Source organism: Streptomyces sp. NPDC049627, assembly GCF_044465645.1.
GTDB lineage: Bacteria > Actinomycetota > Actinomycetes > Streptomycetales > Streptomycetaceae > Streptomyces.
Genome location: NZ_JBITLW010000006.1, coordinates 355034 through 377557 on the forward strand (window position 1 = coordinate 355034; position 22524 = coordinate 377557).

The 22524-nt window shown below is 71.0% G+C and carries 19 protein-coding genes and 1 pseudogene; 9 read left to right on the plus strand and 11 right to left on the minus strand.

The features are described from left to right. Positions 1–74: 74 nt before the first annotated feature. On the plus strand, positions 75–2651 hold the full coding sequence (locus ACIBU0_RS18695; RefSeq protein ID WP_398819210.1) for a tetratricopeptide repeat protein: 2577 nt from the start codon (positions 75–77) through the stop codon (positions 2649–2651). A 12-nt stretch (positions 2652–2663) separates the two neighbouring features. On the opposite strand, the gene ACIBU0_RS18700 is transcribed toward ACIBU0_RS18695, so the two are convergent. The 3 genes from ACIBU0_RS18700 to ACIBU0_RS18710 are packed head-to-tail and all read right to left on the minus strand — an operon-like array spanning position 2664 to position 4299. Beyond that, positions 2664–3299: a class I SAM-dependent methyltransferase gene (locus ACIBU0_RS18700; protein WP_398819213.1), complete on the minus strand. Its 636-nt coding sequence runs from the start codon at positions 3297–3299 to the stop codon at positions 2664–2666. Next, complete coding sequence (locus tag ACIBU0_RS18705) at positions 3296–3490, minus strand: DUF397 domain-containing protein (RefSeq protein WP_398819215.1); 195 nt, start codon at positions 3488–3490, stop codon at positions 3296–3298. The genes ACIBU0_RS18700 and ACIBU0_RS18705 overlap by 4 nt, the downstream gene beginning before the upstream one ends. Then, positions 3487–4299 carry a helix-turn-helix transcriptional regulator gene (locus ACIBU0_RS18710; protein WP_398819218.1) on the minus strand — a complete coding sequence of 271 codons (813 nt, stop codon included), beginning with the start codon at positions 4297–4299 and terminating at the stop codon, positions 3487–3489. Before ACIBU0_RS18710 ends, ACIBU0_RS18705 begins: the two co-directional genes overlap by 4 nt. Before the next feature lie 114 nt (positions 4300–4413). On the opposite strand from ACIBU0_RS18710, the gene ACIBU0_RS18715 reads away from it, so the two are divergent. The 4 genes and pseudogenes from ACIBU0_RS18715 (at position 4414) to ACIBU0_RS18730 (ending at position 7580) form a co-directional block, all read left to right on the plus strand. Next, positions 4414–4848 (plus strand): ATP-binding protein, encoded by a 435-nt coding sequence (locus ACIBU0_RS18715; RefSeq protein ID WP_398819220.1) that lies wholly within the window; start codon positions 4414–4416, stop codon positions 4846–4848. 226 nt (positions 4849–5074) lie between these two features. Next, positions 5075–5875 (plus strand): helix-turn-helix domain-containing protein, encoded by an 801-nt coding sequence (locus tag ACIBU0_RS18720; protein WP_398819223.1) that lies wholly within the window; start codon positions 5075–5077, stop codon positions 5873–5875. Positions 5876–5894: 19 nt separating this feature from the next. After that, positions 5895–6252: pseudogene (locus ACIBU0_RS18725) on the plus strand (hypothetical protein). A gap of 212 nt (positions 6253–6464) precedes the next feature. Continuing rightward, complete coding sequence (locus ACIBU0_RS18730) at positions 6465–7580, plus strand: ADP-ribosylglycohydrolase family protein (protein WP_398819226.1); 1116 nt, start codon at positions 6465–6467, stop codon at positions 7578–7580. 114 nt (positions 7581–7694) lie between these two features. Here the strand turns inward: ACIBU0_RS18730 and ACIBU0_RS18735 are convergent, their stop codons facing one another. Together ACIBU0_RS18735 and ACIBU0_RS18740 are read right to left on the minus strand one after the other, a co-directional pair. Further along, positions 7695–9269, minus strand: coding sequence for a sodium:solute symporter family protein (locus ACIBU0_RS18735; protein WP_398819228.1), 1575 nt, complete (start codon positions 9267–9269; stop codon positions 7695–7697). 126 nt (positions 9270–9395) lie between these two features. Further along, positions 9396–10181, minus strand: coding sequence for an SDR family oxidoreductase (locus ACIBU0_RS18740; RefSeq protein ID WP_398819231.1), 786 nt, complete (start codon positions 10179–10181; stop codon positions 9396–9398). A 76-nt stretch (positions 10182–10257) separates the two neighbouring features. Here ACIBU0_RS18740 and ACIBU0_RS18745 point away from each other — a divergent pair, with 76 nt between their 5' ends. Continuing rightward, entirely contained in the window at positions 10258–11097 is an 840-nt protein-coding gene (locus ACIBU0_RS18745; RefSeq protein WP_398819233.1) for a hypothetical protein, read from the plus strand. A 125-nt stretch (positions 11098–11222) separates the two neighbouring features. Here ACIBU0_RS18745 and ACIBU0_RS18750 read toward each other — a convergent pair whose 3' ends face one another. The 3 genes from ACIBU0_RS18750 to ACIBU0_RS18760 all read right to left on the minus strand — a co-directional run bounded on the left by ACIBU0_RS18750 (position 11223) and on the right by ACIBU0_RS18760 (position 13631). Further along, a complete protein-coding gene (locus tag ACIBU0_RS18750; RefSeq protein ID WP_398819235.1) occupies positions 11223–11414 on the minus strand; it encodes a DUF397 domain-containing protein in 192 nt (63 codons plus the stop codon). 217 nt (positions 11415–11631) lie between these two features. Next, positions 11632–12489: a helix-turn-helix domain-containing protein gene (locus ACIBU0_RS18755; RefSeq protein WP_398819238.1), complete on the minus strand. Its 858-nt coding sequence runs from the start codon at positions 12487–12489 to the stop codon at positions 11632–11634. Between the two features lie 386 nt (positions 12490–12875). Then, a complete protein-coding gene (locus ACIBU0_RS18760) occupies positions 12876–13631 on the minus strand; it encodes a GPP34 family phosphoprotein (protein WP_398819241.1) in 756 nt (251 codons plus the stop codon). A gap of 250 nt (positions 13632–13881) precedes the next feature. On the opposite strand from ACIBU0_RS18760, the gene ACIBU0_RS18765 reads away from it, so the two are divergent. Then, positions 13882–16566, plus strand: coding sequence for a D-alanyl-D-alanine carboxypeptidase (locus ACIBU0_RS18765; protein ID WP_398819244.1), 2685 nt, complete (start codon positions 13882–13884; stop codon positions 16564–16566). Positions 16567–16764: 198 nt separating this feature from the next. Further along, positions 16765–18627 (plus strand): MFS transporter, encoded by a 1863-nt coding sequence (locus tag ACIBU0_RS18770; RefSeq protein ID WP_398819247.1) that lies wholly within the window; start codon positions 16765–16767, stop codon positions 18625–18627. A 54-nt stretch (positions 18628–18681) separates the two neighbouring features. Here the strand turns inward: ACIBU0_RS18770 and ACIBU0_RS18775 are convergent, their stop codons facing one another. The 3 genes from ACIBU0_RS18775 to ACIBU0_RS18785 all read right to left on the minus strand — a co-directional run bounded on the left by ACIBU0_RS18775 (position 18682) and on the right by ACIBU0_RS18785 (position 21122). Then, complete coding sequence (locus tag ACIBU0_RS18775; RefSeq protein ID WP_398819250.1) at positions 18682–19551, minus strand: MerR family transcriptional regulator; 870 nt, start codon at positions 19549–19551, stop codon at positions 18682–18684. Positions 19552–19616: 65 nt separating this feature from the next. Next, positions 19617–20120, minus strand: coding sequence for a glutathione peroxidase (locus ACIBU0_RS18780; RefSeq protein WP_398819252.1), 504 nt, complete (start codon positions 20118–20120; stop codon positions 19617–19619). A 9-nt stretch (positions 20121–20129) separates the two neighbouring features. Beyond that, the gene (locus ACIBU0_RS18785; protein WP_398819651.1) at positions 20130–21122 is read right to left on the minus strand and encodes an ArsR family transcriptional regulator; all 993 of its coding nucleotides are present in this window, start codon (positions 21120–21122) and stop codon (positions 20130–20132) included. Positions 21123–21206: 84 nt separating this feature from the next. Between ACIBU0_RS18785 and ACIBU0_RS18790 the strand changes: the two genes are divergently transcribed. After that, entirely contained in the window at positions 21207–22409 is a 1203-nt protein-coding gene (locus ACIBU0_RS18790) for an MFS transporter (RefSeq protein ID WP_398819255.1), read from the plus strand. The last annotated feature ends 115 nt before the right edge of the window (positions 22410–22524 follow it).

Consider the following 22524-nt stretch of genomic DNA (forward strand, 5'->3'; position numbering starts at 1 on the left):
CTGGCGGGGCGGTGTGTTCGGTATGCATTGAGCCAGAATGATGGGCAGGAGAACCCGACCGGGAGGACGCACGGGTGGCGCAGTCGCGGCCGTCGATGCAGGAGCTGATCGCGCGGCGACAGCGTGCGGGCTTCGCTGGACGCAGTGCCGAACGGGCCGCGTTCCGCGCGAACTTCGACATTCCACCGGAGGACGACAGGCATCGGTTCCTGTTCCACGTGCACGGGAACGCGGGGGTCGGGAAGACTTTTCTGGTGCGCGAACTGGAGCAAGTCGCGCGTGACCGCGGTGCGTTGACGGCGTTCGTCGACGAGAACACGGGCAGCGTGCCGGAGGCGCTGGCGGCGATCGCCCGCCAGTTCGCCGCGCAGGGCCGGCGGTTGAAGGATCTGGAGCGGTTGCTGGCCACGCACCGGGAGCGGTGGCACGAGGCGCAGGCGGCCGCGGCCGCCGCGTTCGAACCACGGCCCCAGACGCCTTCGACAGGCAGCACGGCGGTGGCCAGGGCCGGTGTGTTGGGTCTGGGCATGATGCCGGTCGTCGGACCCTTCGCCGGCGTACTGGACCCGGCCCAACTCGCCCAGGGCGCCGACCGGTTACGGGCCTGGCTCAGCGCGCGTTTCCGCAGCCACCAGGACGTCGAGCTCGTGCTCTCGCCCGAGAGCGTGCTCACGCCCGTGCTGCTGAGCGAGCTGTCCGACGCGGCCTCCGCGGTGCCGTGGATCGTCCTGTTCTTCGATACCTACGAACGGACCGGGTCGTTTCTCGACGGCTGGCTGCGCGATGTGATGACCAGCGGCCGGTATGGCGCGCTGCCGGGCACGGTCGTCGTGGTGACGGCCGGCCAGCTGCCCTTCGACTACGTCCGGTGGCGCGGTTTCGGCGAGTTCGTGAAGGACGTACCGCTCGGGCCGTTCACGGACGCGGACGTGCGGGCGCTGCTTGCGTCCCGGGGAGTGGTGGCCGAGCCGGTCGTCGACGAGGTGCTTCGCCTCACCGGCGGACTTCCGGTTCTCGTGTCGATGCTCGCCGAAGCCCGCCCCGCAGACCCGGACGACGTGGGAGACCCGAGTCCCACCGCCGTGCATCTGTTCCTGAGAAGGGAGCAGGATCCCGTGCGGCGGGAGGTCGCCCTGCTGTGCGCGCTGCCCCGGCGGCTGGACGCGGACGTGTTCCGGACCTTGGTCGACCGACCGGACGACGAACTGGACGCGCTGTACGAGTGGCTGCGGGGCATGCCTTTCGTCGGCGAGCGGGGCGATCGGCTGCAGTATCACGACGTCGTACGGGCGCCCATGCTGCGCTCGCAACGGAGCCGCTCGCCCCAGACCTGGGCCGAGCGGCACCGGTCGCTGGCGGCGGCCTTCCGGCAGTGGCGGACCGAGACCGCGGCGGGCCGCGGCACCGAGGAGGCGTGGGCCGACGAGGGGTGGCGGGAACTGCGGCTGGCTGAGTCGTATCACCTGCTCTGCGCGGGGGAGCGGCGGGTGATGCCGGAGGTGCTGCGGGACCTCGTCGACGCCTGTGACCAGGGTGAGTCCATCGCCGGGCGGTGGGTGCAGATGCTGGTGGACGCGGGGCGGGACGCGGGCGTGGAGGCCCTGGCCGGGAGAGCGCACGAACTGTCGCGAGCGCTGGCCGTCGGCGGAACGGCGGACGTCCTGGGGGTGTTGCTGGGCGAGGCCGAGTTCGACGGGGCGACCGGTGCGGGCGGCTCTGGCGTGGCGGTCCTCGGCGGGGCCGGCTCGGCGGCATCCGGCATGGGGCAGGGCACAGCCCCGGCGGGCAGGGGCAGCGCGGGGGCCCCGGGCGCGGGCCGTGGCACAGGAGGCCGGCCCGGCGTGTCCCGCGATCCCCTGCCGCGGGGCCCGGGTCGCGGGGCACTGGCGCGCTCACGTGGCGGTGTGGTGGGCGCGGGACGCCGCGACACGCCGACCGGGGACGACTGGAGCTCCGTACTGCCCCGCACTGCCGTGGCCCGGGCCTACCGAGTCCGGGCCACGGCCCACGACCTGGCCGGCAACCTCCACGCGGCCGTCGCCGACCTGAACCGGGCGCTACGGATGGCTCCGCAGGACGCCCTCAGCCTCACCCTGCGCGGCGAGTACCACAGGGCCCTGGAGCTCTATGGCAAGGCGCTCGACGACCTGGACCGGGCGATCCGGCTCAACCCCGTCGATGCCTTCGCCTGGGCCTCCCGCGGCGCCACGCGTCTCAGCCGCGGCGAATTCGACGCCGCCCTCGCCGACCTGGACCGGGCCGTGGAGCTCAAGGCGGACTACCCCTGGGCGCTGGTCCGCCGGGCCCGGGTGCACCGTGCCCTCGGCGACCCCGTACGGCAACTGGCCGACCTCGACCGGGCTGTGTCCCTGGACCCCGACTGGGCCTGGGTCCGCTGCGAGCGCGGTGACGCCCTGCGCGTCGCCGGACGCGACCAGGACGCCCTCGCCGACTACGACCACGCGCTCACCCTGGAACCCGGGTACGGCTCCGCCCGCGCGAGCCGTGGCGCTTCCCTGGCCAACCTCGGCCGCTACGAGGAGGCCCTTGCCGATCTGAACCGGGCGCTGGAACTCAGGCCGTCGTACACCTGGGCCGCGGAACAGCTGGCTGCCGTTCGCCGCCGGATGGAGGCCGACCCGGGTCGCTGAGCCGCCGACCGCCTACTCTCGCACGCAGCGCAGGAACAGGTGGGGCTCGGGCTCGGCGGCGGGGTGGTCGGGCGTGAACAGCACGTCCTCCGCGGACAGCACCGTCAGCCCCGCCGCGCCGACCATGGCGGTGAAGTCGCCGGCGGCGAAGCTGGTGGCCCGCACGCTCTGCCCCATGAAGACGACCTCGACGTCCTCCACGTCCGCCGGGACGGTCGCCAGCACCATGCTGCCTCCCGGCCGCAGCGCCCGCGCCAGTCGCCGCACGAGGGTCTCCTGCATGGCGCGGGACATCTGCAGCAGGGCGAAGTACACGCAGACTGCGTCGAACGCCCCCTCCTCCAAAAGGACTTCGCCGATGTCGGCGTGCCGGAAGACGGCTTCGGGCACCTGCCGGGTGGCGAGGTCCACCATGACGGGGGACGCGTCGATCCCCAGCACGTCGTGCCCCGCCGCGGTGAGCGTCTCGGCCGTGGGCCGCCCCGTCCCGCTGCCGACGTCCAGCACCCGGCTGCCCGGTCCGAGCCGCCCGACCAGCCACGCCAGTGACGCCCGGTGCGCCTCGGAGTGCGCGAACGCCTTCTCGTAGGCGAGCCCCAGCACGTCGAAGACGGCGGCGGCCCGGTGTGCCTGGTCCTCGCCGGTCACGGTGTCGCGGGCATCCTGTCGATGAACTCCGTCCAGGAGCTGCGTTCGAAGGCGAGTTGGGCGCCGTCCTTGTCCTTGGAGTCGCGGACGTGGACGGTTGTTTCGGGGGAGGGGGATATGGCGACCTCGACGCACTCGGGGCCTTCGTTGCTGCTGTAGCTGCTCTTGAACCACTTCAGCGTGGGCGTCATGTCTCTGCTCCCAGTACCTTCTCGATGAACGCCAGCGATTCCCGGGGGGTGAGCGCCTGCGCCCGGATCATTCCATAGTTCATTTCCAGGGTCTGGACCTCTCGTGGATCACTGATCAGTCGGCTGAGGAACTGGGCCTCCAAGTGCCCCAGAGTCTGGCCATCCGGGAGTTTCAACAGCTGAAGCGACCCGCCCATGCCAGCGTGATCCTCACGGTCGGTGGGCATTACCTGGATCACGGCGTGCCTCGACTTGCCGATCTCCAAGAGATGTTCGAGTTGTCGCCGCAGCACCATCTTGCCCCCGATCGGCCGCCGAAGCGTCACCTCTTCCTGGACAAAGGTGATCTGCGGCCGGGGGGTGCGTTCGAAGACGGCCTTGCGTGCCATGCGCGCGGCCACGAGGCGGTCGATCTCGTCCTCCGAATAAGGGGGCCGTCGCATGGCGTACAACTCCCATGCGTACTCCGGTGTTTGCAAGAGACCGTGGATGTGGTGGCTGGCATAGGCCCCGAGATCGACTGCCTCGCCCTCCAGCTTCGCCAGGTCCCGCACCTTCTTCGGATACCGAGCCTCCTCCACGTCCTTCTTCATCGCGGAGAGCTTCCCGCCCGCCCCGAGCACCTCATCGGCCTTGTCCAGGAACTCGGGCTTGGGGACCCTCCGCCCCCGCTCCACCGACGAAACCATCTCTTCGCCGTAGCCGATGGCCGCCCCGAGTTCCGCCTGTTTCAGCCCCGCGGCCTCGCGCCACACCTTGATCTGCCGGCCGACCGCCATCAGTACGGCTGTTGCTTCCTCGTCTTCCACTCTCACCCCTCCAGACGTACGACCCGTACGACCCCCAACCCGCATCCGGACAGTCACGCTCCGTACCGAGGTCGTTGCTGTTCAGCGTAGGAACGGCTCGCCACGCTAGGTGACATGAGCCCGGAATCCCTCCCCCAAGTCACCTGTCTCACGCACTCGTTCACGGTTCTGTTGTCCGCTTCTCGAAGAGGTGCTCGACTCGCCCGACTCCTCACCGAGCGACAACTGGAGGACTGGGGACGGCCTTTCGAGGGTGCGACACACGTCGTGGCCGAGCTGGCGTCGAACGCGGTCCTCCACGGGCGAGTCCCGGGCCGGGACTTCAGGCTGACACTCAAGTTCCACGCCGATCACACCCTCCGCATCGAGGTCACCGACGCCCGGGGCGACCGGATCCCGCAGGTCCGCGACGCGGTGGGCGGGAAGGCGGAGTCAGGCCGGGGCCTGCTGATCGTGGCGGCGTACGCGGACCGTTGGGGCGTCGACGAGGCGTCGGCCAACTGCAAGACGGTGTGGGCGGAGCTGACACCGGATCGCGGGGAGTCGTGACGCGGCCGTTCCCGACGCCAAAGACCAAAGAACCGGGAAAAGAACCGAACCCGCCCCCACCGCCCCCGTCGATCACCCGCAGGGGTGAACATCGCCAACTCGGCTGGCGTGGAAGGGAATCGATGGTGCAGCGTCAGCCGCAGACAACCGCACACATGAATCGGCCCTCGCCGGGACTGGCATCCCAGTGCGAGGGCCTAACACCGAGGAAGCGAGACCCTTCCCGATGACTGAGCAGCAGCCTAGCGCGCCCGCGCGCGCCAAGTCCGGCCATTCCGCCGGAGGCGTGGAGCACGTCAACGAACCCCACCACGACCAGTTCGTCGTGGTCGGAAACCACCTCGCCCAGCACCCGGAGCTGTCCCTGACGGCGATCGGTCTGGCGGTGCACATCCAGTCGCTGCCCGCCCGTACCCCCATCGGGATCAAGGCCCTCACTGCGAAGTTCCCCGAAGGGGAGATGCGGATCGCCGCCGCCCTGCGGGAGCTGGAGGCGCACGGGTACCTGGCCCGCACCAAGGAGCGTCTTCAATCGGGCCGAGTCGTGACCCGGACGATCTCGTACAACAAGCCGGGGCGCACGGTCGTCCGAGCGGCGGCGGAGCCCGCCCGGCGCCCGGCACCGCCGCCCCGCCCGGAGGCGTCAGCCGGGCCCCGCGCCGCCATCGACGTCCTCGCCGGTCTGCGTGCCTACGACTCCCGCCTGCTGCTGGCGGAACGCGACGTACACCGCCTGGCCCCAGCCGTCTCCGCCTGGCTGGAGAGGGGCGTGCCGCCCACCGCCGTACAGCGGACCCTGACGAACGGCCTGCCCCAGGACCCCATCCTGAATCCGGCGGCGTTTCTGGCTCACCGCCTGGCTGCGCTTCTGCCGCCGCCCCTCCCAGTCCCGGCCCGCCATCCAGCCCCGGCCCCGACCCTGGTCCGCCCGGACCCCCTCCAGACCTGCGAGGGCTGCGACCGGGCGTTCCGGTCCCCGCAGCCGGGCCGCTGCCGGGACTGCCGTGCGGTCGGCGCGGCGGCGTAGAGACGTGGACGCGAGCCCCATGACAAGCGCCGCGCACGCACCCCTGATCCCCATGCCCGAGCTGACCCCGGACGCGCTGCGGGCCGCAGTGGCGCGTATCGCGCCGAGCCGGATCCCGGCCCTCACGCAGCACCTCTTCGAGGCCACGACGAACGCCCAGCAGACACAGAGCCTCGCGCCGCTGCGAGCCTTCGTGCTCCCCCAGAGGGGGTACCCCCACATGGGCCGTGTTCGTAGCGATCGAACGGCATCCGGAACGCGCTGCACGGCTGCGTGAGCTGGAGGGCATCGTGGACGCGGGGGAGGGAGATCCTGCGGAGGCCATCACCGAGATCCGCGAGCTCCGAGCGGCCGCTGAGGCAGAGGCGGGGCTGTGACGGACTGGCGGCCGGGGCTTCATCAGCTTTCTGGCCGTACCCCGCCATGAGTGCGTCTACGTCTGCAATGTCACCTGGTACGGCTCATAACTGCCCACTTACGTTCACTTCGGCCACACCTCGCATACCGAACCACTCCCTCAACTGATCGTCCCCGGTCGATTACAGTGACGAACGGTCGTACGGACGGACGGTGTCACGGGGAGGTCTCGATGGGTGCGACAGCCGGCGCCGTCTGGGGCCGTACCGAGCAGCAGGACTTCCGTAGCCGGGTGCGTGGGACGCTGCTCGGGGTGGCCGTGGGGGACGCCCTCGGGGCGCCGGTCGACGGGCTCGGGCTGGACGAGATCAAGGAGCAGTACGGTCCCGAGGGGCTGCTCGATCTCGGGTTCGGGTACGGGCGGCGCGGTGCTGTGAGTCATCTCACGCAGCTGACGCTGTTCTCCGTCGACGGGTTGATAAGAGCGCAAGTCAGACGGGACACCGGCGCCTGGCATCCGCCGACCGACGTGCACCGGGCGTATCTGCGCTGGGCCGCCACCCAGCGGGACTGGGGTCCCGACGAGCGCCGCAAGGACGACGGGTGGCTGGCGCGCGAGGAGTGGCTGTACGCCCGCCGGGACCCGACCCGCGCCCTCCTGCTCGGCCTCGGTGACGACACCATGGGCACCCTGGAGTCGCCCAAGAACGCCGCCGAGCTCGGACCCGAGGCGACCGCACGTTCCGCGCCGTTCGGGCTGCTCGTCGGCTGGGAACCGCAGCTCGTCGTCCAGCTCGCCGTGGAGTGCGCGACGCAGACCCACGGCCACCCCGTCGCCTACCTGTCGGCGGGCGCCTACGCGGTGATCGTGCACGGGCTCGCCTGCGGGGAGAGCCTCGACGGGGCCGTGCAGCGGGCGCGTGCCCTGCTCGCCCTGCGGCCCGGGCACGAGCCCGTGTCGGACGCCTTGCAGCACGCGCTGGGCGCGGTACGGCAGGGCATGCCCACCCCGGCGCGGGTGGAGGAGCTCGCGGCCGACGGGTCGGCGGACGGACTGCTCGCGGCCGCCGTGTACTGCGCCCTGGTGGGGGAGGACGTCCGCCACGGCCTCTGCCTCGCCGTGAACCACGACGGGCCCTCCGCCGCCGCGGGCGCCCTCACCGGCGGGCTGCTCGGCGCCCTGCACGGCGAGACGGCCCTCCCGCCCGCCTGGCTGGCCGAACTGGAAGGCCGCCCCACCATCCTCGAACTCGCCGACGACTTCGCCATGGAGATGACCCAGGGCCCGGCCCTGCACGGACCGGCCGGGGCATCGCCGGGCTGGCTGGCCCGGTACCCGCGCGCCTGACGCGAATGCGCGAGGCGTCACGGACGCCGAGGTCCCCCAGGGGCATGCTGTACGGCTTCGCCACCAACGTCCTGCGCAACACCCGCCGCACCGCCCGCCGCCAAGAGCGGAGGGTCAGTCCTTGGACGTCGTGGGCACCACGGCGTCCGCCGGCCCCGCCGGCGTCGGGATCACGGCCGCCGCGGCCCCGTCCCCGTCCGTGTTGATCTTCTCGATGATCGCGAGGCGCTCCGGGGTGTCCTCCGGCTTGATGAAGCCGACGACGATGTACAGGACCAGCGACACCGCCAGCGGGATCGAGACCTGGTACTGGAGCGGGACACCGCCCTCGATCTGCCAGCTGATCGGGTAGTTGACCAGCCAGAAGGCGAGCAGACCCAGCGACCAGCTGGTCAGCGCGGCGGTCGGGCCGGAGCGGCGGAACGGGCGCAGCAGGCCCAGCATCATCGGGATGGCCATCGGGCCCATCAGACCCGCGACCCACTTGATGACGACGATGATGATGCTGCCGAACGTGGGGGAGTTGACCTGCGTCGCGGCCGCCATGGACAGGCCGAGGAAGACGACCGTCGCGATCCGGGCGACCCGCAGGCCCTGACCCTCGCTCCACGCCCGCGCCCTGCGCCACACCACCGGCGCGCAGTCCCGGGTGAAGACGGCCGCGATCGCGTTGGCGTCGGAGGAGCACATGGCCATGGTGTGGGAGAAGAAGCCGACGATGACCAGACCCAACAGGCCGTGCGGGAGGAGCTGTTCGGTCATCAGGCCGTACGAGTCGGAGCCGTCCCCCTTCTGCGACGTGACCAGCAGCGGCGACATCCACATGGGGAAGAACAGGACGACCGGCCAGACCAGCCACAGCAGCGCCGACAGGCGTGCCGAGCGTTCGGCCTCGTACGCGCTGGACGTGGCCATGTAGCGCTGGGCCTGGTTGAGCATGCCGCCGTTGTACTCGAAGAGCTTGATGAAGAGGAAGGCGAGCAGGAAGACGGTTCCGTACGGCCCGACCAGCGGCTCACCGTGGCCCCGCAGCTCGGGCTCGTCCCAGGCGCCGAAGAAGCCGATGCCCTTGTCGTCGAGTTCCAGGACCACCGCGACGAACATCGCGACGCCGGCCAGCAACTGGATGACGAACTGGCCGAGTTCGGTCAGCGCGTCCGCCCACAGCCCGCCGATGGTGCAGTAGACGGCGGTGATGCCACCGGTGATGAGAATGCCCTGGTTCAGCGAGATCCCGGTGAACACCGACAGCAGCGTCGCGATCGCCGCCCACTTCGCGCCCACGTCCACGATCTTCAGCAGCATGCCGGACCAGGCCAGCGCCTGCTGGGTCTTCAGGTCGTAACGGTTCTTCAGGTACTCCAGCGGGGAGGCCACATGGAGCCGTGAGCGGAGCCGGTTGATGCGGGGCGCGAACAGCTTCGAGCCGATGGCGATCCCGAGCGCGATGGGGAAGGACCAGGTGACGAAGGACGTGACGCCGTAGGTGTAGGCGATGCCCGCGTACCCGGTGAACATCACCGCGCTGTATCCGGACATGTGATGCGAGATCCCGGACAGCCACCACGGCATCTTGCCGCCCGCGGTGAAGAAGTCGCTGACGTTGTCCACCCGTTTGTGCGACCAGACGCCGATCGCCACCATCACGCCGAAGTAGCCGATGAGCACGGCCCAGTCGAGACCGTTCATGTGCGCCCTCCCAGGGTTCAGCCCGGCGCTCATCCTGGGCGCTGTCGCGTGAACACGACAAGCGAGCGGAAGGTCAAGGGAAGGTAAAATTGTTCGAGATGAGGGTCTGCATTCATCCATGTGAACTCATCGCATCAGCTCCCCAGCGTTGACCAGCAACGACTGCCCCGTGAGAGAACGTGCCCTGTCCGACGTCAGGAACACCACCGTGTCCGCCACATCCCCGTCCGTGGCGAGATCGGGCAGGGCCATCCGTCCGGTCAGCCGCTTGAGTACGTCGGCCTCGGGCACGCCCTCCGTCTGCGCCGTGAACTCGACGAACGCCCGCACCGGAGGCCCCCACATCCAGCCCGGCAGTACCGTGTTCACCCGGATCCGGTACGGGCCGAGCTCCCGCGCCAGCGAGTACATCGCGCTCGTCAGCGCCCCCTTCGACGCCGCGTACGCCGCCTGCCGCACCTCCGAGGGCGCGGCGACCGAGGACTGCGTCCCGATGAAGACGACCGAGCCCCCGCGCTCCTTCAGGGCCGGCAGGCAGGCCCGCGTCATCCGCAGCGACCCCAGCAGGTTCACGTCGATCACCGACTGCCAGGTGGTGAAGTCGGCGTCCTCGAGCCCCCCGAAGTAGGAGTCCCAGGCGGCCACATGGACCACCCCGTCGATCCCCCCGAACCGCTCCCGCGCGAGCGCCGCCAGCGCCTCGCACTGCGTCTCGTCGGTGATGTCCGTCGCCCGGTACGCCGTGTGCGCCCCGCCCGGATCGATCTCGGCCGCGCACTTGGCGAGGTTGGCCTCCGTGCGCGCCCCGAGGGCCGCGTTCCCCCCGTCGCGCACCACCGTGGCGGCGACCTGGTGACCAAGCCCGGCGCCCACTCCCGACACGACGACGGTCTTGCCCGCGAGCAGTGACATTCCGCTGCCTCCCGACTCTGGACGCAATATCTGACGGGCCGTCAGAGTATGGGTGACCGGAGGAAAGGGGAACCGCATGAGCGAGGACACCCGGAGCGAGGTGTACGCCGAACTGGCCGCCGTCGGCCCGTACGGAGTCCACCCGGGCCACGCCCTGATCACCATGGTCGAACCGCACCCGGGCCACGAGTACGCCTACAACCGCTGGTACGAGGACGACCACTACTACGCCGGCGCGATGGCCATGCCCTGGATGTTCGCGGGCCGCCGCTGGGTGGCGACCAGGGATCTGCAACTCCTGCGCTACCCCGAGAAGTCGGCGATCGCCCAGCCGGTCACCGCCGGCTGCTACATCTCGACGTACTGGATCACGGACGGCCGCTACGACGACCACATGCGCTGGACGGTCGCCATCAACAAGCGCCTCAACCGCGACGCCCGCGTCTACCAGGACCGCACCCACGTCTTCACGGCGTTCCAGGACCACGAGGCGACGGTGTACCGCGACGGCGCGGCGGGCCCTCGCGACCGCCATGCCCTGGACCACCCCTACGCGGGCCTGGTGGTCGAGGTCATCGACGCCGACTCGGCCGAACAGCGCGTCGAACTTCTGGAGTGGCTGCGCGCCCGTCACCTTCCGGGGCGCCTGGCGGGTTCACCGGCCGCGCTGGTGACGGTCTTCCGGCCCACGCCCCTGCCCCTCGACCGCATGTCGTACGTCAAGCAGGTCGAGGGCACGGACACCCGCCTGACGCTCCTGTGGTTCCTGGAGGCGGACCCGAGGCGGTGCTGGGAGGGGCACTTCGCCGACCTGGGCAGGATGGTCGACGAGTCGGGTCTGGGGCGGGTGGAGCTGGTGGCGCCGTTCATTCCGACCGTGCCGGGGACGGATCGATACGTCGCCGAGTTGCGCTGAGCACGGACACAGCCGAGCCCCCTCGGCAAGGACGGCGGGCTGGTCGAGAGGGCTCTACCTGTGGTGCTTGTGCAGTTGTCGATCGTGAGGTCGGTTGAGGGTGAGGATCAGACAGACCCGCCCCTTTACGCCTTGACCGACGCCACGAAGGTGTTCCACGCCTCTGCGGGGAACGCCAGGATCGGGCCCTCGGGAACCTTGGAGTCCCGCACCGCCATGGCTGCCGTGACCGGTGACTTGACCTCGACGCACGCGCCGTTTCCTGTGGAGTACGAGGACTTGGTCCACGTGTCCGTGGAACCCTGACGAATTGCCATGTTTGCTCCGAATTGCCAGATGGTGAGTTGCTGTCACCGCCTCACGCGGTCCGGACCGGGACCCGCAAGACGATTCACGCCAACCTGTGGTGCTCGGTGGCGTGATCGACGCTACTCGCCAACATCGGCCGACGAAGCGACTATTCACTCGGCTGGGTGGCATATTCCATTGGAGTCTTCCATCCCGCCTGGGGGACGGTGTACCGTACGGCGCTTCTCAGCGCGCGTACTCCTTCGCGATGTCCGCGATGAACTGGCGGGACTGCTCCACGTTCAGGGCCTGCGCCCGCAGGTGCTCGTACATCACGCTGTACTTCTGGACGTCGTTCGCCTTCTCCAGGTACAGATCGCTCGTCACGCCCTCGATGTAGACGACGCTGGAGTCGGCCGCGTCCGGGAACTCGAGGATCGCGTACTGCCCGTTGAGGCCCGGGTGCGCGCCCATCTCGAACGGGATCACCTGCACGGTGACGTGCGGCAGCTGGGACTGCTCGACGAGCTGCTCCAGCTGGTCGCGCATGAGGGACTTGTTGCCGACGACCCGGCGCAGGGCGGCCTCGTCCAGGACGGTCCACAGCCGCAGCGGGTTCTCCTCGGTGGAGATTCGTTCCTGTCGGCGCATCCGCACCTGGACCCGCTTCTCGATCTCGGCCGACGCCGTCTCCGGCAACGCCCCGGCGATCAGGGCCTCCGCGTACTGCTTGGTCTGCAGCAACCCGGGGACGACCTGCGGGTCGTACACCCGCAGACTCGCCGCGTCCGTCTCCAGCCCGATGTAGACGCTGTACGGGATGTCGCCGAAGGAGTGCCACCACCCCTGCTGCCGCGAGTCCTTGGCCATCTGCATCAGCGAGTCCACGATCCGGTGGTCCTCCACCTCGTAGACCCCGCACAGATCGCGGACGTCGCGCTGGCTGATACTGCGCCGTCCGTTCTCCAGCCGGCTGATCTTCGACTGCGACACCAGCAGCCGTTCGGCCACCTCTTCGGCCGTCATGCCCTTGAGCTCACGGAGCCGGCGCAGCTCCTGGCCCAGCCGGCGTCGCCTGACGGTGGGATTGACATTGGACGCCACGGGACGTGCACCTCCGGCTGCCTGCCTGTGTTTGCCACTTTGCGTATCTGCTGTTGAGCAGACTGCCACCAAGGTGCTTCCTACCGCTGGGAAACGGTGGATATGCGCTGGATACACGCCAGTTCGGGGAAACCCCGGGAAACCCCCGGCACATGCGGCCGCGCGGGGCGGCGGAACCGTTTGTGCCCGTCCGTGTCCACGGACGTACGGTTCCGTCGCCCCGCGCGGACCAGCGGCTCCCGAACCGGGTCTTGGGGACTGCGGCGCGGCGCTCGGTGTGCGTGTGGAGCGTATGGAGCTGTGAAGCATGTGGTGCTGTGAAGCGTGTGGTGCTGGTCGAGCACATGACCCCGTGGGTGCCGCGGCCCGTGTCGTGGGACTGCGGCTCAGTGGGCCACGACGCGCGCCATGGATCCGCGGCGCGGCTGCACCGGAACGCCACGGGCGGGTTCCGCTGCGGCCCTGCCGCCGGGGGCGGCCTGCCGGCCGGCCGGGGCCGGGCTGCGGCGCGGCTGGGCCGCCACGCCGTTCTGGACGTCCATCACGGCGTGCGCGACGAGACCGCCCATGGGGTCGTGCCTGATCAGATCCCGCAACCGGGAACGAGAGGACCGCCCCTCGTTCCCCGGATACAGATGCTTGCCGAGGCCGACCGCGTGTGCCAGGGCGGCGAGCGCCGCGGTCCGCGGGTCCGGCGGTACGCCGGTGCGGATCGCTGAATCCAGCCGGGCCCTGATCTCCCGGCTGATGGCGTTGTCCGTCGCCTGGTAACGAGTCGTCGGCAACACCCCGCACATCTGACCGGCGACGGCATGCACCATGCCGCACCGCTCCAGATGCGAGAGGTAGGTCTGGCGCAGCCCCAGCCGGGGCCCGCCGATCCAGTTCACCGCCCGCACGGGAGCGCCACGCCTTCGCAGCAACTCCAACGCGCAGTCCAGTGTCGGATCTCCAGTCGGCCGTGGTACTACCACGGCGATACGATCCCCGTCTGGGGCTATCCGTCCGGCCAGCGCGAGCTCCACTAGCTGCGCTCCGGCCAGACCGAGGTCGAGCGACTGCGGCTGTGCGGTGGTTCCCGTGGTCGGGTCCAACGCCAGCAGCAGAAGCTCCTCCGGAAGTGTTCTGCGGCTCCTGCCCATCCATGCCTCCCCGCGTGGATGAATGACAGGGTGACCCCTCTCACATTGGTCTGTCGAGGGTGCGTGACCGGTTCGTGAGGGAACCGGTAGGTATGTCGTTCTCGTCTACCGCAGGAGCAGAGGGCCGCGCACAGGACACTGGTACATGGTTCGGACAGCGGCACGGGGGCGCACGGGCGCGGTGTCCGGGCGACGGCTCACGGTTCGGCAGACGCACGCAGGGCGTGCGGGGCACATGGAGGAGGCATCGGTGGCGGGCGAGTCCCCCGACAAGTCGAAGCAGCGCGAGTCGTCGGCAGAACCGACGTCGGGGAGCGCGGGTCCGGTTCCGGCGTCCAGGCCCGAATCCGCCGTCCCCGCCCGTGACCCTCGGCTGGCCATGGCCCGCGAGAGCGCCGCGCCCCAGGGCCGGAGCGTCTCCCTCCAGGGACGCCCCACGGCGCCCCAGAGCGACGTGGACACGGCGACGCGCGTCCTGTCCCGCCACGACCTGGAGGCCGTCCGCGCGGAACTGGCGAAGGCCGCGGCGGAGGCGGGAGCCGACGGCGCGGAGGCGGTGGGCCAGGGTGCCGGGAGCGGGAAGGCCGGGGGCGCGGACGCCGTCGGCCGGGGTTCCGAGAACGGGAAGGCCGACGACGCGGACACGGGCGACGAGGGCGCCGAGAACGGAGACGCGACGCCCGAGGACGCGGCTGCGCCGACCGCGGATTCCGAGGCCCCCGGTGCGGAGGCTGAGGCTGACGGTGCCGAGGGCACCCGGAGGTCGGACGCAGGGGCTGTGGACTCGGAGGCCCTGCCTGGACGCCTGGCGGCCGAGGCCGGCGATGCCGGGGACGGCGAAGCTGTGCGCGTCGAGGACGCGAAGCCCGGCCACGCCGAAGCGGAGGCCGGCAGTGCCGGGGACGCCGAGGCCGCGCAGGCCGAGAGCGCGGAGGGTGCCGCGGACGGGGCCGACTCGGAGGCGTCGGGCAAGAGCGACGACGACGCCGAGGCGCCCGGTGATGATCGGTTGAGGGCGGCTGTGGCCGCCTGGGTGGCTTCCTCGGGCACGGCGGACGAGGACGCCGAGACCGACTCCGGCACCGAGGAGGGCAAGGGCGCGGACGCGGCGCCGAAGGCCGAGGCCGGGCCCGACACGGAGGCGTCCGGCGAGGCCGCCGGTGAGGGCTCTGGCGCGTCCCCCGAGGCAGCCGCTGCGGAAGCCGCCGACGCGGGTGAAGCCGCCCCCGCCGCTGACGACACCCCCGCCGCCACCGAACCCGCAACGGAACCCGCCACCGAGTCGGACCCCGCACCCGACGACGCACCCGCGGCCGCCGACGGCGAGGACGCCCCGCAGGGGCCACCCGTACCCGGCGACGAGAGCCGCACGGGTGGTGCGGGTGGGAACACCAAGGCCGAAGGCGAAGCCAAGGCCGTCGATCAGCCGACCGCCGTCTTCAAGGCCGTACGCCCCAAGCCCCACGTCGACCAGCCCACCACCATGCTGAAGGCCCCCAAGCCCGAGGCCCCCTCCGAGCGCACCAGCAAGTTCGTCGCACTCAAGCCGGACATCAAGCAAGACAGCCCGAAGGCCCCCGCCCCCGCCCCGGCGCCGGACGTCACCGCCGCCATCCCCCAGGTCGGCCCCGAGCGCACCACCCAGCAGCCCCTGCCCCCGAAGCCCCCGCTCGACCTGCTCGCCGAGCTGACGAACACCCCTCCGCCCCCGGACACCCCCGTCCGCACGCTCGTCCGGCGGATCAAGATCTGGACCCCCCTGGTCCTGCTCCTCGCGATCATCTTTGCGATCGCGCAGGCCGTACGCCCCCTGCCCGCCCCCACCCTCGCCCTCACCGCAGAGGAGTCGTACGCGTTCGACGGCAGCAAGGCGTCCCTCCCCTGGCCCGGCGAGGGCCAGGGCTGGATGGACGTCACCGGCATCGGCACGATGGGGAACTTCGGCGAGCAGACCCCGGTCGCCATCGGCTCCGTGGCCAAGGCCATGACCGCGTACCTCGTCCTCAAGGACCACCCGCTGCAGCCGGGCAAGGACGGCGAGAAGATCAAGATCGACGCCCTGGCGGAGAAGGAGGGCGGCTACAACAAGGACGGCGAGTCCACCCTCGACACCGTCAAGGAGGGCGACGAGATCACCCTCCACGACGCGATCGCGGCCATCATGATCCCGTCCGCGAACAACATCGCCCGCCTGCTGGCCCGCTGGGACGCCGGAACCGAGAAGGCGTTCATCGAGAAGATGAACGCCACCGCCGAGGAACTCGGCATGAAGAACACGACGTACACCGACGCCTCCGGCCTGAAGGAGAGCACCGTCTCCACCGCCGAGGACCAGGTGAAGCTGGGCAACGAGCTCGTCAAGATCCCGGCGCTGATGGAGATCACGTCCATGGGCCAGTGGATCGATCCGTCCGGGAAGAAGTGGTACAACTACAACTATTTGGTCCCCTACAACGGTGCCATCGGCATCAAGACGGGCACCACCACCGCGGCCGGCGGCAACCTCCTCTTCGCCGCCCGCAAGGAGGTCGGCGGCGAGACCGTGACGCTCGTCGGCGCCGTCCTCGGCCAGCACAAGTCGCCGATCATCCAGACGGTGAACGACGTCAGCAAGACCGCGATGCTGGCCGCCCAGGACGAGCTGACCTCGGCGAAGATCCTCAAGAAGGGCGACGTCGTCGGATACGTCGACGACGGCCTCGGCGGCCACACCCCCGTCGTGCTCACCGAGGACGTCACCGCCGTCGGCTGGCCCGGCTTCAGGGTGAAGCTGTCCTTCGACGCCGACGACGTCCCGCACACCGCGAAGGCCGGCACCAAGGTGGGCACGCTCACCGTCGGAGACGGCACGAGCGGCGCGGTCAAGGTTCCGGTGGCCCTGGAGACGGACCTCACGGAACCCGGCTTCACCCAGAAGCTGACCAGGCTCCTCTGACCCACCGGCAGCCGAACCACACCCAGCACGCATCCCGCCGGGGGCGCCGCCCGGCGGGGTGCGTGCTAGCGTCACGAAACGGGCAGGTCGTCGCTCGCAAGGCACGACCGGAGAACCTTCGGTGTCTGGGCCGACAACACGCGGGACACGGGACGCGGCCAGAACAGAAGACGGGACAGCACGGGGAGTGCCTCACAAGTGGCCACTGCGGAGCCGACACGCGCCGACGACGCCGATCCCGGACGGGGAGCCGGTCCGCGAATACGCGTACCCGCGCCACGCCGGGCAGACCGTCAGAGCGGGCCGGAGGACAGACCGCCGTCGCGTCTGACCGCCGCCGCCCTCGCCCTGCGTGAGCGTCTGCTGCGGCACCCCGTGCTGTCGATCACGGGCCTGGCCGGACTCCTCCACGTCGTCTGGTTCTTCACGTTCGCAAGCAGCGGCGGCGACCTCGCGGCCCAGGACGCCTGGGCCGAGTTCGTCGGCCGGCACCCGGACTCGGCGTACAACCTGGCCTGGTACGGCGGCATGCACCCGGTGTCGTACAGCGTGGTGTCGCCGTATCTGATGTCGGTCCTCGGCGTCCGTACGACGATGATGATCGCGGGGACGATCTCGGCCGGTCTGCTCATGCTGGTCCTCCTGCGCAGCCGGTCCGTGAAGAACCCGCTGTGGGCAGCGCTCGCCGGGGTCTTCGGGCTGATCTGCAACGCGATCTCCGGACGGGTCACCTTCGGCCTGGGCATGATGTTCGCGCTGGGCGCGGCCGCCGTCGTGTTCTGCTGGCCGTACCGCTGGCGCTACAAGCGGTGGGCGAAGGCGCTGTGCGCCGCTCCGCTGGCCGCGCTCGCCACCATGGCGTCGCCGGTGGCCGGTCTGTTCGTCGGCTTCGTGGCGGTGGCGCTGTTCCTGCAGAAGCGGCGGCCGGGCGCGTGGGCGCTGGGCCTGGCTCCGGCCGCGGTCGTGGCCGTGTCGGCGTGGTTGTTCCCCTTCTCGGGCACCCAGCCGATGGTGATCGGCTCGGTGATCCTGCCGCTGCTGCTCGCGGTCGCGACCTTCGTGATCGTCCCCGAGGAGTGGAAGACGGTCCGGCTGGTGTCCGCGGTCTACGGCCTGGCCGTCGTCCTCGTGTGGGTGATCAGCTCGCAGATCGGCTCCAACATCACCCGCCTGGCGATGCTCTTCGGCGGGGTGATCCTGGTGGCCGCGCTGCCCTTCACGGTGCCGCGTTCGCGCAAGTGGTACACGGGCGTGCTGGCCCTGCTCACCTTCGCCGGCTGGATCGGCTACAAGACGGTCGACGACATCATCCACGCCGCCCCGGAGGCGTCCTGGACCCGCGACCTGGCGCCGCTGGTCAACGAGCTCCAGGAGGTCGGTGCCGAGAAGGGCCGCGTCGAGGTGGTCCCGGCCCGCTCCCACCGCGAGGCCTCCGCGCTCGCGCCGTACTTCAACCTGGCCCGCGGCTGGACGCGCCAGGCCGACATGGAGCGCAACAAGCTCTTCTACGACGGCACGCTCAACTCGGCGAACTACTACGAGTGGCTCAAGCGCTGGGCCGTGCACTTCGTGGTGCTGCCCAAGGACGAGCCGGACCCGTCGGCGGCGGAGCGTGAGCGGAAGCTGGTGCAGCGCGGCATGCCGTACCTCAGGCAGGTGTGGGGCGACGCCAACTGGCAGCTGTTCGAGGTGACCCACCCGGCGCCGCTCGCTGAGCCGAACGCGGTCGTCGAGCGGGCCGAGCAGGGTGAGATGACGATGCGGGTGAGCAAGCCCGGCCGCGTCCTCATCCGGATCCCCTACTCGCCCTGGCTGAGCATCGTCGACGCCGAGGGCAAGAAGCTGGACCCACCGCAGGAGACGGAGGCGTCCAAGAACCGCCCCGACGACGAGCCGAAGTCGTACGACAACGTCAACGGCTGTCTGATGGAGACGGAGGAGGACTCCTTCGGCGACCAGTGGACGATGCTGCTGGCCCCGAAGGCCGGGACCTACCGCCTGGCGGCGCCCTACGGGGTGCCGCGCGGGACGCCCTGCCCGGAGGAGATGCGCCAGGGCTGAGCCCCGGCGCAGCGCCTCAAGGTCTTCGCCGGTCTCTTCCCGGTCACTTCCCGGTCACTTCACCGGGAAGGCCACGTCGCACACCGGATCCTCGGCCCCCGCAGCGTCCCAGTCCGCGAAGTAGATCTCCCGGCACGGGCCCGCCTGCGCCAGTCCGAGCTGCGGGATCCACGCCTCGACCGCCTCGAAGGCGGCCATGATCTGCGGATGGGCCACCTGGGCCTTGGTGATCCGGGTGCAGGCCAGCCGCTGGGCCGGCTCGACGCGTACCTTCGTCTCGCGCGTACGGCCCTGCTTCTCCAGCCACACCCGGGCCGCCGCCTCGTCGGCCACCGGCACGCAGGCCTCGGCGGGCCCGTCGCTCTCCAACGACACGTCGGAGTGGTACACGACGAACGGCGGTGCCGTGATGCCGCCGCATTCCTTCGCCGCCTCCTCCAGGCGTCCCAGCGACGCGCCGATCCAGGCCGGCAGCTCGCCGGCCAGCACATGCCGGGTCTCGGTGATCAGCACCTGCTCGGGCACGTCCACCGTCTCGACCACGAACTTTCCGTACATCTCGGAGCTCCTCCCCGACAGTCGTCCACGGAGGTACTCGGCGAGCGTCCGCTGCCCCGCCACCCGCGCCTCGACGTCCGCCCAGTACGCGGCGAGCCGGTCGGCGGCCACGGCCCCGTCCGGTGCCTCGACGATCCCGGCGATCTGCGCGAGCGGCATGTCCAGCTGGCGCAGGAGTGCCACGAGGCGGGCGCGTTCGATCTGGTCGGCGCGGTAGTAGCGATAGCCGTTGAGCGCGTCGACGTGCGCGGGGGCGAGCAGCCCCAGGCGGTCGTACAGCCGCAGGGCCTTGGCCGACAGCCGGGCCCGCGCGGCGAACGCCCCGATGGTCAGCAGGTCGTCGTCCACGGCCTCATCCTCCGTCACCGGGCGGCTCGTCCGCCCGGTGCGAGGAACGGTCGGCCCTGCCCCTGGGGCAAGGTCAACGCCGGTCAGGCGAGCGCGCCCTCGACCGCCGCCACGACCTCGGCGGCCTCCGGCTCGGTCTGCGGCGAGAAGCGGGCGACGACCTTGCCGTCCCGGCCGATCAGGAACTTCTCGAAGTTCCAGCGGATGTCGCCGCTGTGCCCCTCGGCGTCGGCGAAGCCGACGAGCCGCTCGTACAGCGCGTGCCGGCCTTCCCCGTTCACCTCGACCTTCTCGGTCATCGGGAAGGTCACGCCGTACGTCGCCGAGCAGAACTCGGCGATCTCCTCGGCGCTGCCGGGCTCCTGCCCGAGGAACTGGTTGCAGGGCACGCCGAGCACGGTGAAGCCACGCTCCGCGTACTGCTCCTGGAGCTTCTCCAGGCCCGTGTACTGCGGGGTGAGGCCGCACTTGGAGGCCACGTTCACGACCAGTACGGCCTTGCCGGCGTACTGGGAGAGGTCGGCGGAGCCGCCCTGGAGGGCGCCGATCTCGACGTCGAGGGGGGATGCGTTGGTGTCAGCAGTCATAAGCGGATGCTAGCTCCGGTAGGTACCGGACCCGAGGCCCGGCCCCGCCGCCTTCACGAGCACCTCCCCGGCCGCCGTACGCGCATAGAGCACCGACCGCCCCGCCCGCCGCCGCTCCACCAGGCCCGCGTCCAGCAGCACCCGCAGATGCCGGCCGACCGAGCCCAGCCCCTGCCCGGTCACGGCGACCAGCTGGGTGGTGCTGAGCGGGGAGCCGAGGAGGACGAGCACCGCGGCACGCGCGGCCCCCAGCAACGCGCCGAGGCTCGCGGGAACGGCCCGCGCCCCGGGGTCGGTGAGCGCGCCCGCGCACGGGTAGACGACGGCGTACCGGTCGGGCTCCTCCCAGGACACCCAGCCGCCCTTCGGCGTGACCGGCACGAAGACCAGCTCGGCGCCGGAGATCTCGCGGGGCGGGTATTCGTGCGGGTTCACCTGGAGCCGGTTGTCGCCGAGCCAGCGCGTGCGGCCCGGCCGCAGGGAGTCCAGAACGGCCGCCCAGCCGCCCCGGCTCACCTGCGCGGTCTGCGCGACCACATCGGCCTCCAGCACGCGCCGGCGCCGGTCCCAGTCCGGGCGTACGGTCTCGGTCCAGACGTGGTCGAGGAGCGCGGCGGCGCGTTCGGGCAGGTCGTCCCGGTCCAGTACGGCGGGGAGGGGCCCGGCGAGGGAGACGGTGAGGTGGGCGCGGGCCGCGTCGGGGTCCGCCGTGCGCACGCGCGCGAGGCCCTCCTCGAAGGTCTCCCCGTCCCTCGGGGTCGGGGTGAGGAAGTCGGCGATCCAGTCCTTCCCCAGCCCGGCCCGGACCAGCCGCGCGGTGACCGGGTCGGCGGCCAGCCGGGCCCGGTAGCCGGCCAAGTGCCGTCGCAACCAGGCCTGTTCACCGGGATGCGAGGCGGCACCGGCATGCAGCAGCTTCAGCGCGGCGAAGGTCTCGGCGAGCGGGGAGAGCAGGAACCGGCTTCCGGCGAGGGTGTCGGCGTTGATCTGCCACCAGCCCATGCCCCGTGCCCCCTCCACCCTGCGACCTTTCGCGCCCCGGCGAAACAATAACGACCGGTTTCCCGGCCGCCGCAGACTCCGCGCATGCGCAGCTACCGACAGCTCTTCCACGCCCCGGAGTTCACCCCGCTCTTCCTCGCCTCCTCGGCCGGCGTCCTGGCCCAGACGATCAGCGGTCTCGCCCTCGGCACCCTGGTGTTCCGGGCCACCGACTCGCCGCTGCTGTCGGCGGTGAGCATGTTCGGCCCGTCGCTGGCGCAGGTGCTGGGGGCGGCCTTCCTGCTGTCCGGCGCCGACCGGCTGCCCCCGCGGTCCGCGCTGACCGGGATCTCCCTCGCCTCCGCCGCCACCACGGCCGTCCTCGCGCTTCCCGCGCTGCCCCTGTGGGCGGTCTTCCTCGTCGTCCTCGGACAGGGGCTCGTCGCGTCGCTCGGCGGGGGAGTCCGCTGGGGCCTGGTGAACGAGATCCTCACCAAGGACGGCTTCCTGCTGGGGCGTTCGGTCTTCAACATGATGGCCGGGATCACCCAGATCACCGGATACGCGACCGGCGGCGTCCTGGTGGCGGTGCTGTCGCCGCGCCTGTCGCTGCTGTTGGCGGCGGCGCTGTACGGGGTGGCGGCAGCGGCGCTCCGCCTCGGCCTGACCGCCCGTCCGCCCCGCGCCCAGGGCCGCCCGTCGGTCGCGGCGACCTGGCACACCAACGCCCTGCTGTGGTCCTCGCGCCCCCGCCGTCTCGTCTTCCTCGCCCTGTGGATTCCCAACGGCCTGATCGTCGGCTGCGAATCCCTCTACGTCTCCTACGCCCCGGACGCGGCGGGCACGCTGTTCGCCTGCGCGGCGCTCGGGATGTTCGTCGGCGATGTGACGGTGGGCCGCCTGGTGCCGCCCGCGCTGCGCCCGAGGCTCGGCGTACCGCTGCTGCTCCTGCTGGCCGTCCCGTATCTGTTCTTCGCGCTGCACCCGGCGGTGCCGGTGGCGGCCGTCGCCGCGGCCGTGGCCTCGGCCGGCTTCGGCGCGAGCCTCGTCCAGCAGGAACGGCTGATGGCCCTGACCCCGGGCGAACTCAGCGGTCACGCCCTGGGGCTGCACGGCTCCGGGATGCTCACGATGCAAGGGGTGAGCGCGGCGCTGGCGGGATCCGCGGCCCAACTGACCTCTCCGGCGGCGGCGATGACGGTGATGGCGGCGGCGTCGATCGCGGTGACGCTGACGTTGGCGGCGGCGAGCCGTCGGTGCGCGGGGGAGGGCGGGCTCGTGGCCACGGTGAGCTCGGGGAGACTGTGACGCCTCGTCCGGCGCCTCCGCGCAGGAATGGCAAAACATCACGGCGCGTGAGATTTATCGGCACCAACTCCCTTGAGGCCAGGGAAAGTTCACCTAGGTTGGTTGCGGATTTGAC

Coding starts and splice junctions, on each gene's coding strand:
- ACIBU0_RS18760 (WP_398819241.1), bottom strand. CDS start 13,631: ATGGGCAGGAGCCGCAGAACACTTCCGGAGGAGCTTCTGCTGCTGGCG.
- ACIBU0_RS18780 (WP_398819252.1), bottom strand. CDS start 20,120: ATGACTGCTGACACCAACGCATCCCCCCTCGACGTCGAGATCGGCGCC.
- ACIBU0_RS18740 (WP_398819231.1), bottom strand. CDS start 10,181: ATGTCACTGCTCGCGGGCAAGACCGTCGTCGTGTCGGGAGTGGGCGCC.
- ACIBU0_RS18735 (WP_398819228.1), bottom strand. CDS start 9,269: ATGAACGGTCTCGACTGGGCCGTGCTCATCGGCTACTTCGGCGTGATG.
- ACIBU0_RS18790 (WP_398819255.1), top strand. CDS start 21,207: ATGCGCAGCTACCGACAGCTCTTCCACGCCCCGGAGTTCACCCCGCTC.
- ACIBU0_RS18705 (WP_398819215.1), bottom strand. CDS start 3,490: ATGACGCCCACGCTGAAGTGGTTCAAGAGCAGCTACAGCAGCAACGAA.
- ACIBU0_RS18730 (WP_398819226.1), top strand. CDS start 6,465: ATGGGTGCGACAGCCGGCGCCGTCTGGGGCCGTACCGAGCAGCAGGAC.
- ACIBU0_RS18785 (WP_398819651.1), bottom strand. CDS start 21,122: ATGGGCTGGTGGCAGATCAACGCCGACACCCTCGCCGGAAGCCGGTTC.
- ACIBU0_RS18750 (WP_398819235.1), bottom strand. CDS start 11,414: ATGGCAATTCGTCAGGGTTCCACGGACACGTGGACCAAGTCCTCGTAC.
- ACIBU0_RS18745 (WP_398819233.1), top strand. CDS start 10,258: ATGAGCGAGGACACCCGGAGCGAGGTGTACGCCGAACTGGCCGCCGTC.
- ACIBU0_RS18720 (WP_398819223.1), top strand. CDS start 5,075: ATGACTGAGCAGCAGCCTAGCGCGCCCGCGCGCGCCAAGTCCGGCCAT.
- ACIBU0_RS18715 (WP_398819220.1), top strand. CDS start 4,414: ATGAGCCCGGAATCCCTCCCCCAAGTCACCTGTCTCACGCACTCGTTC.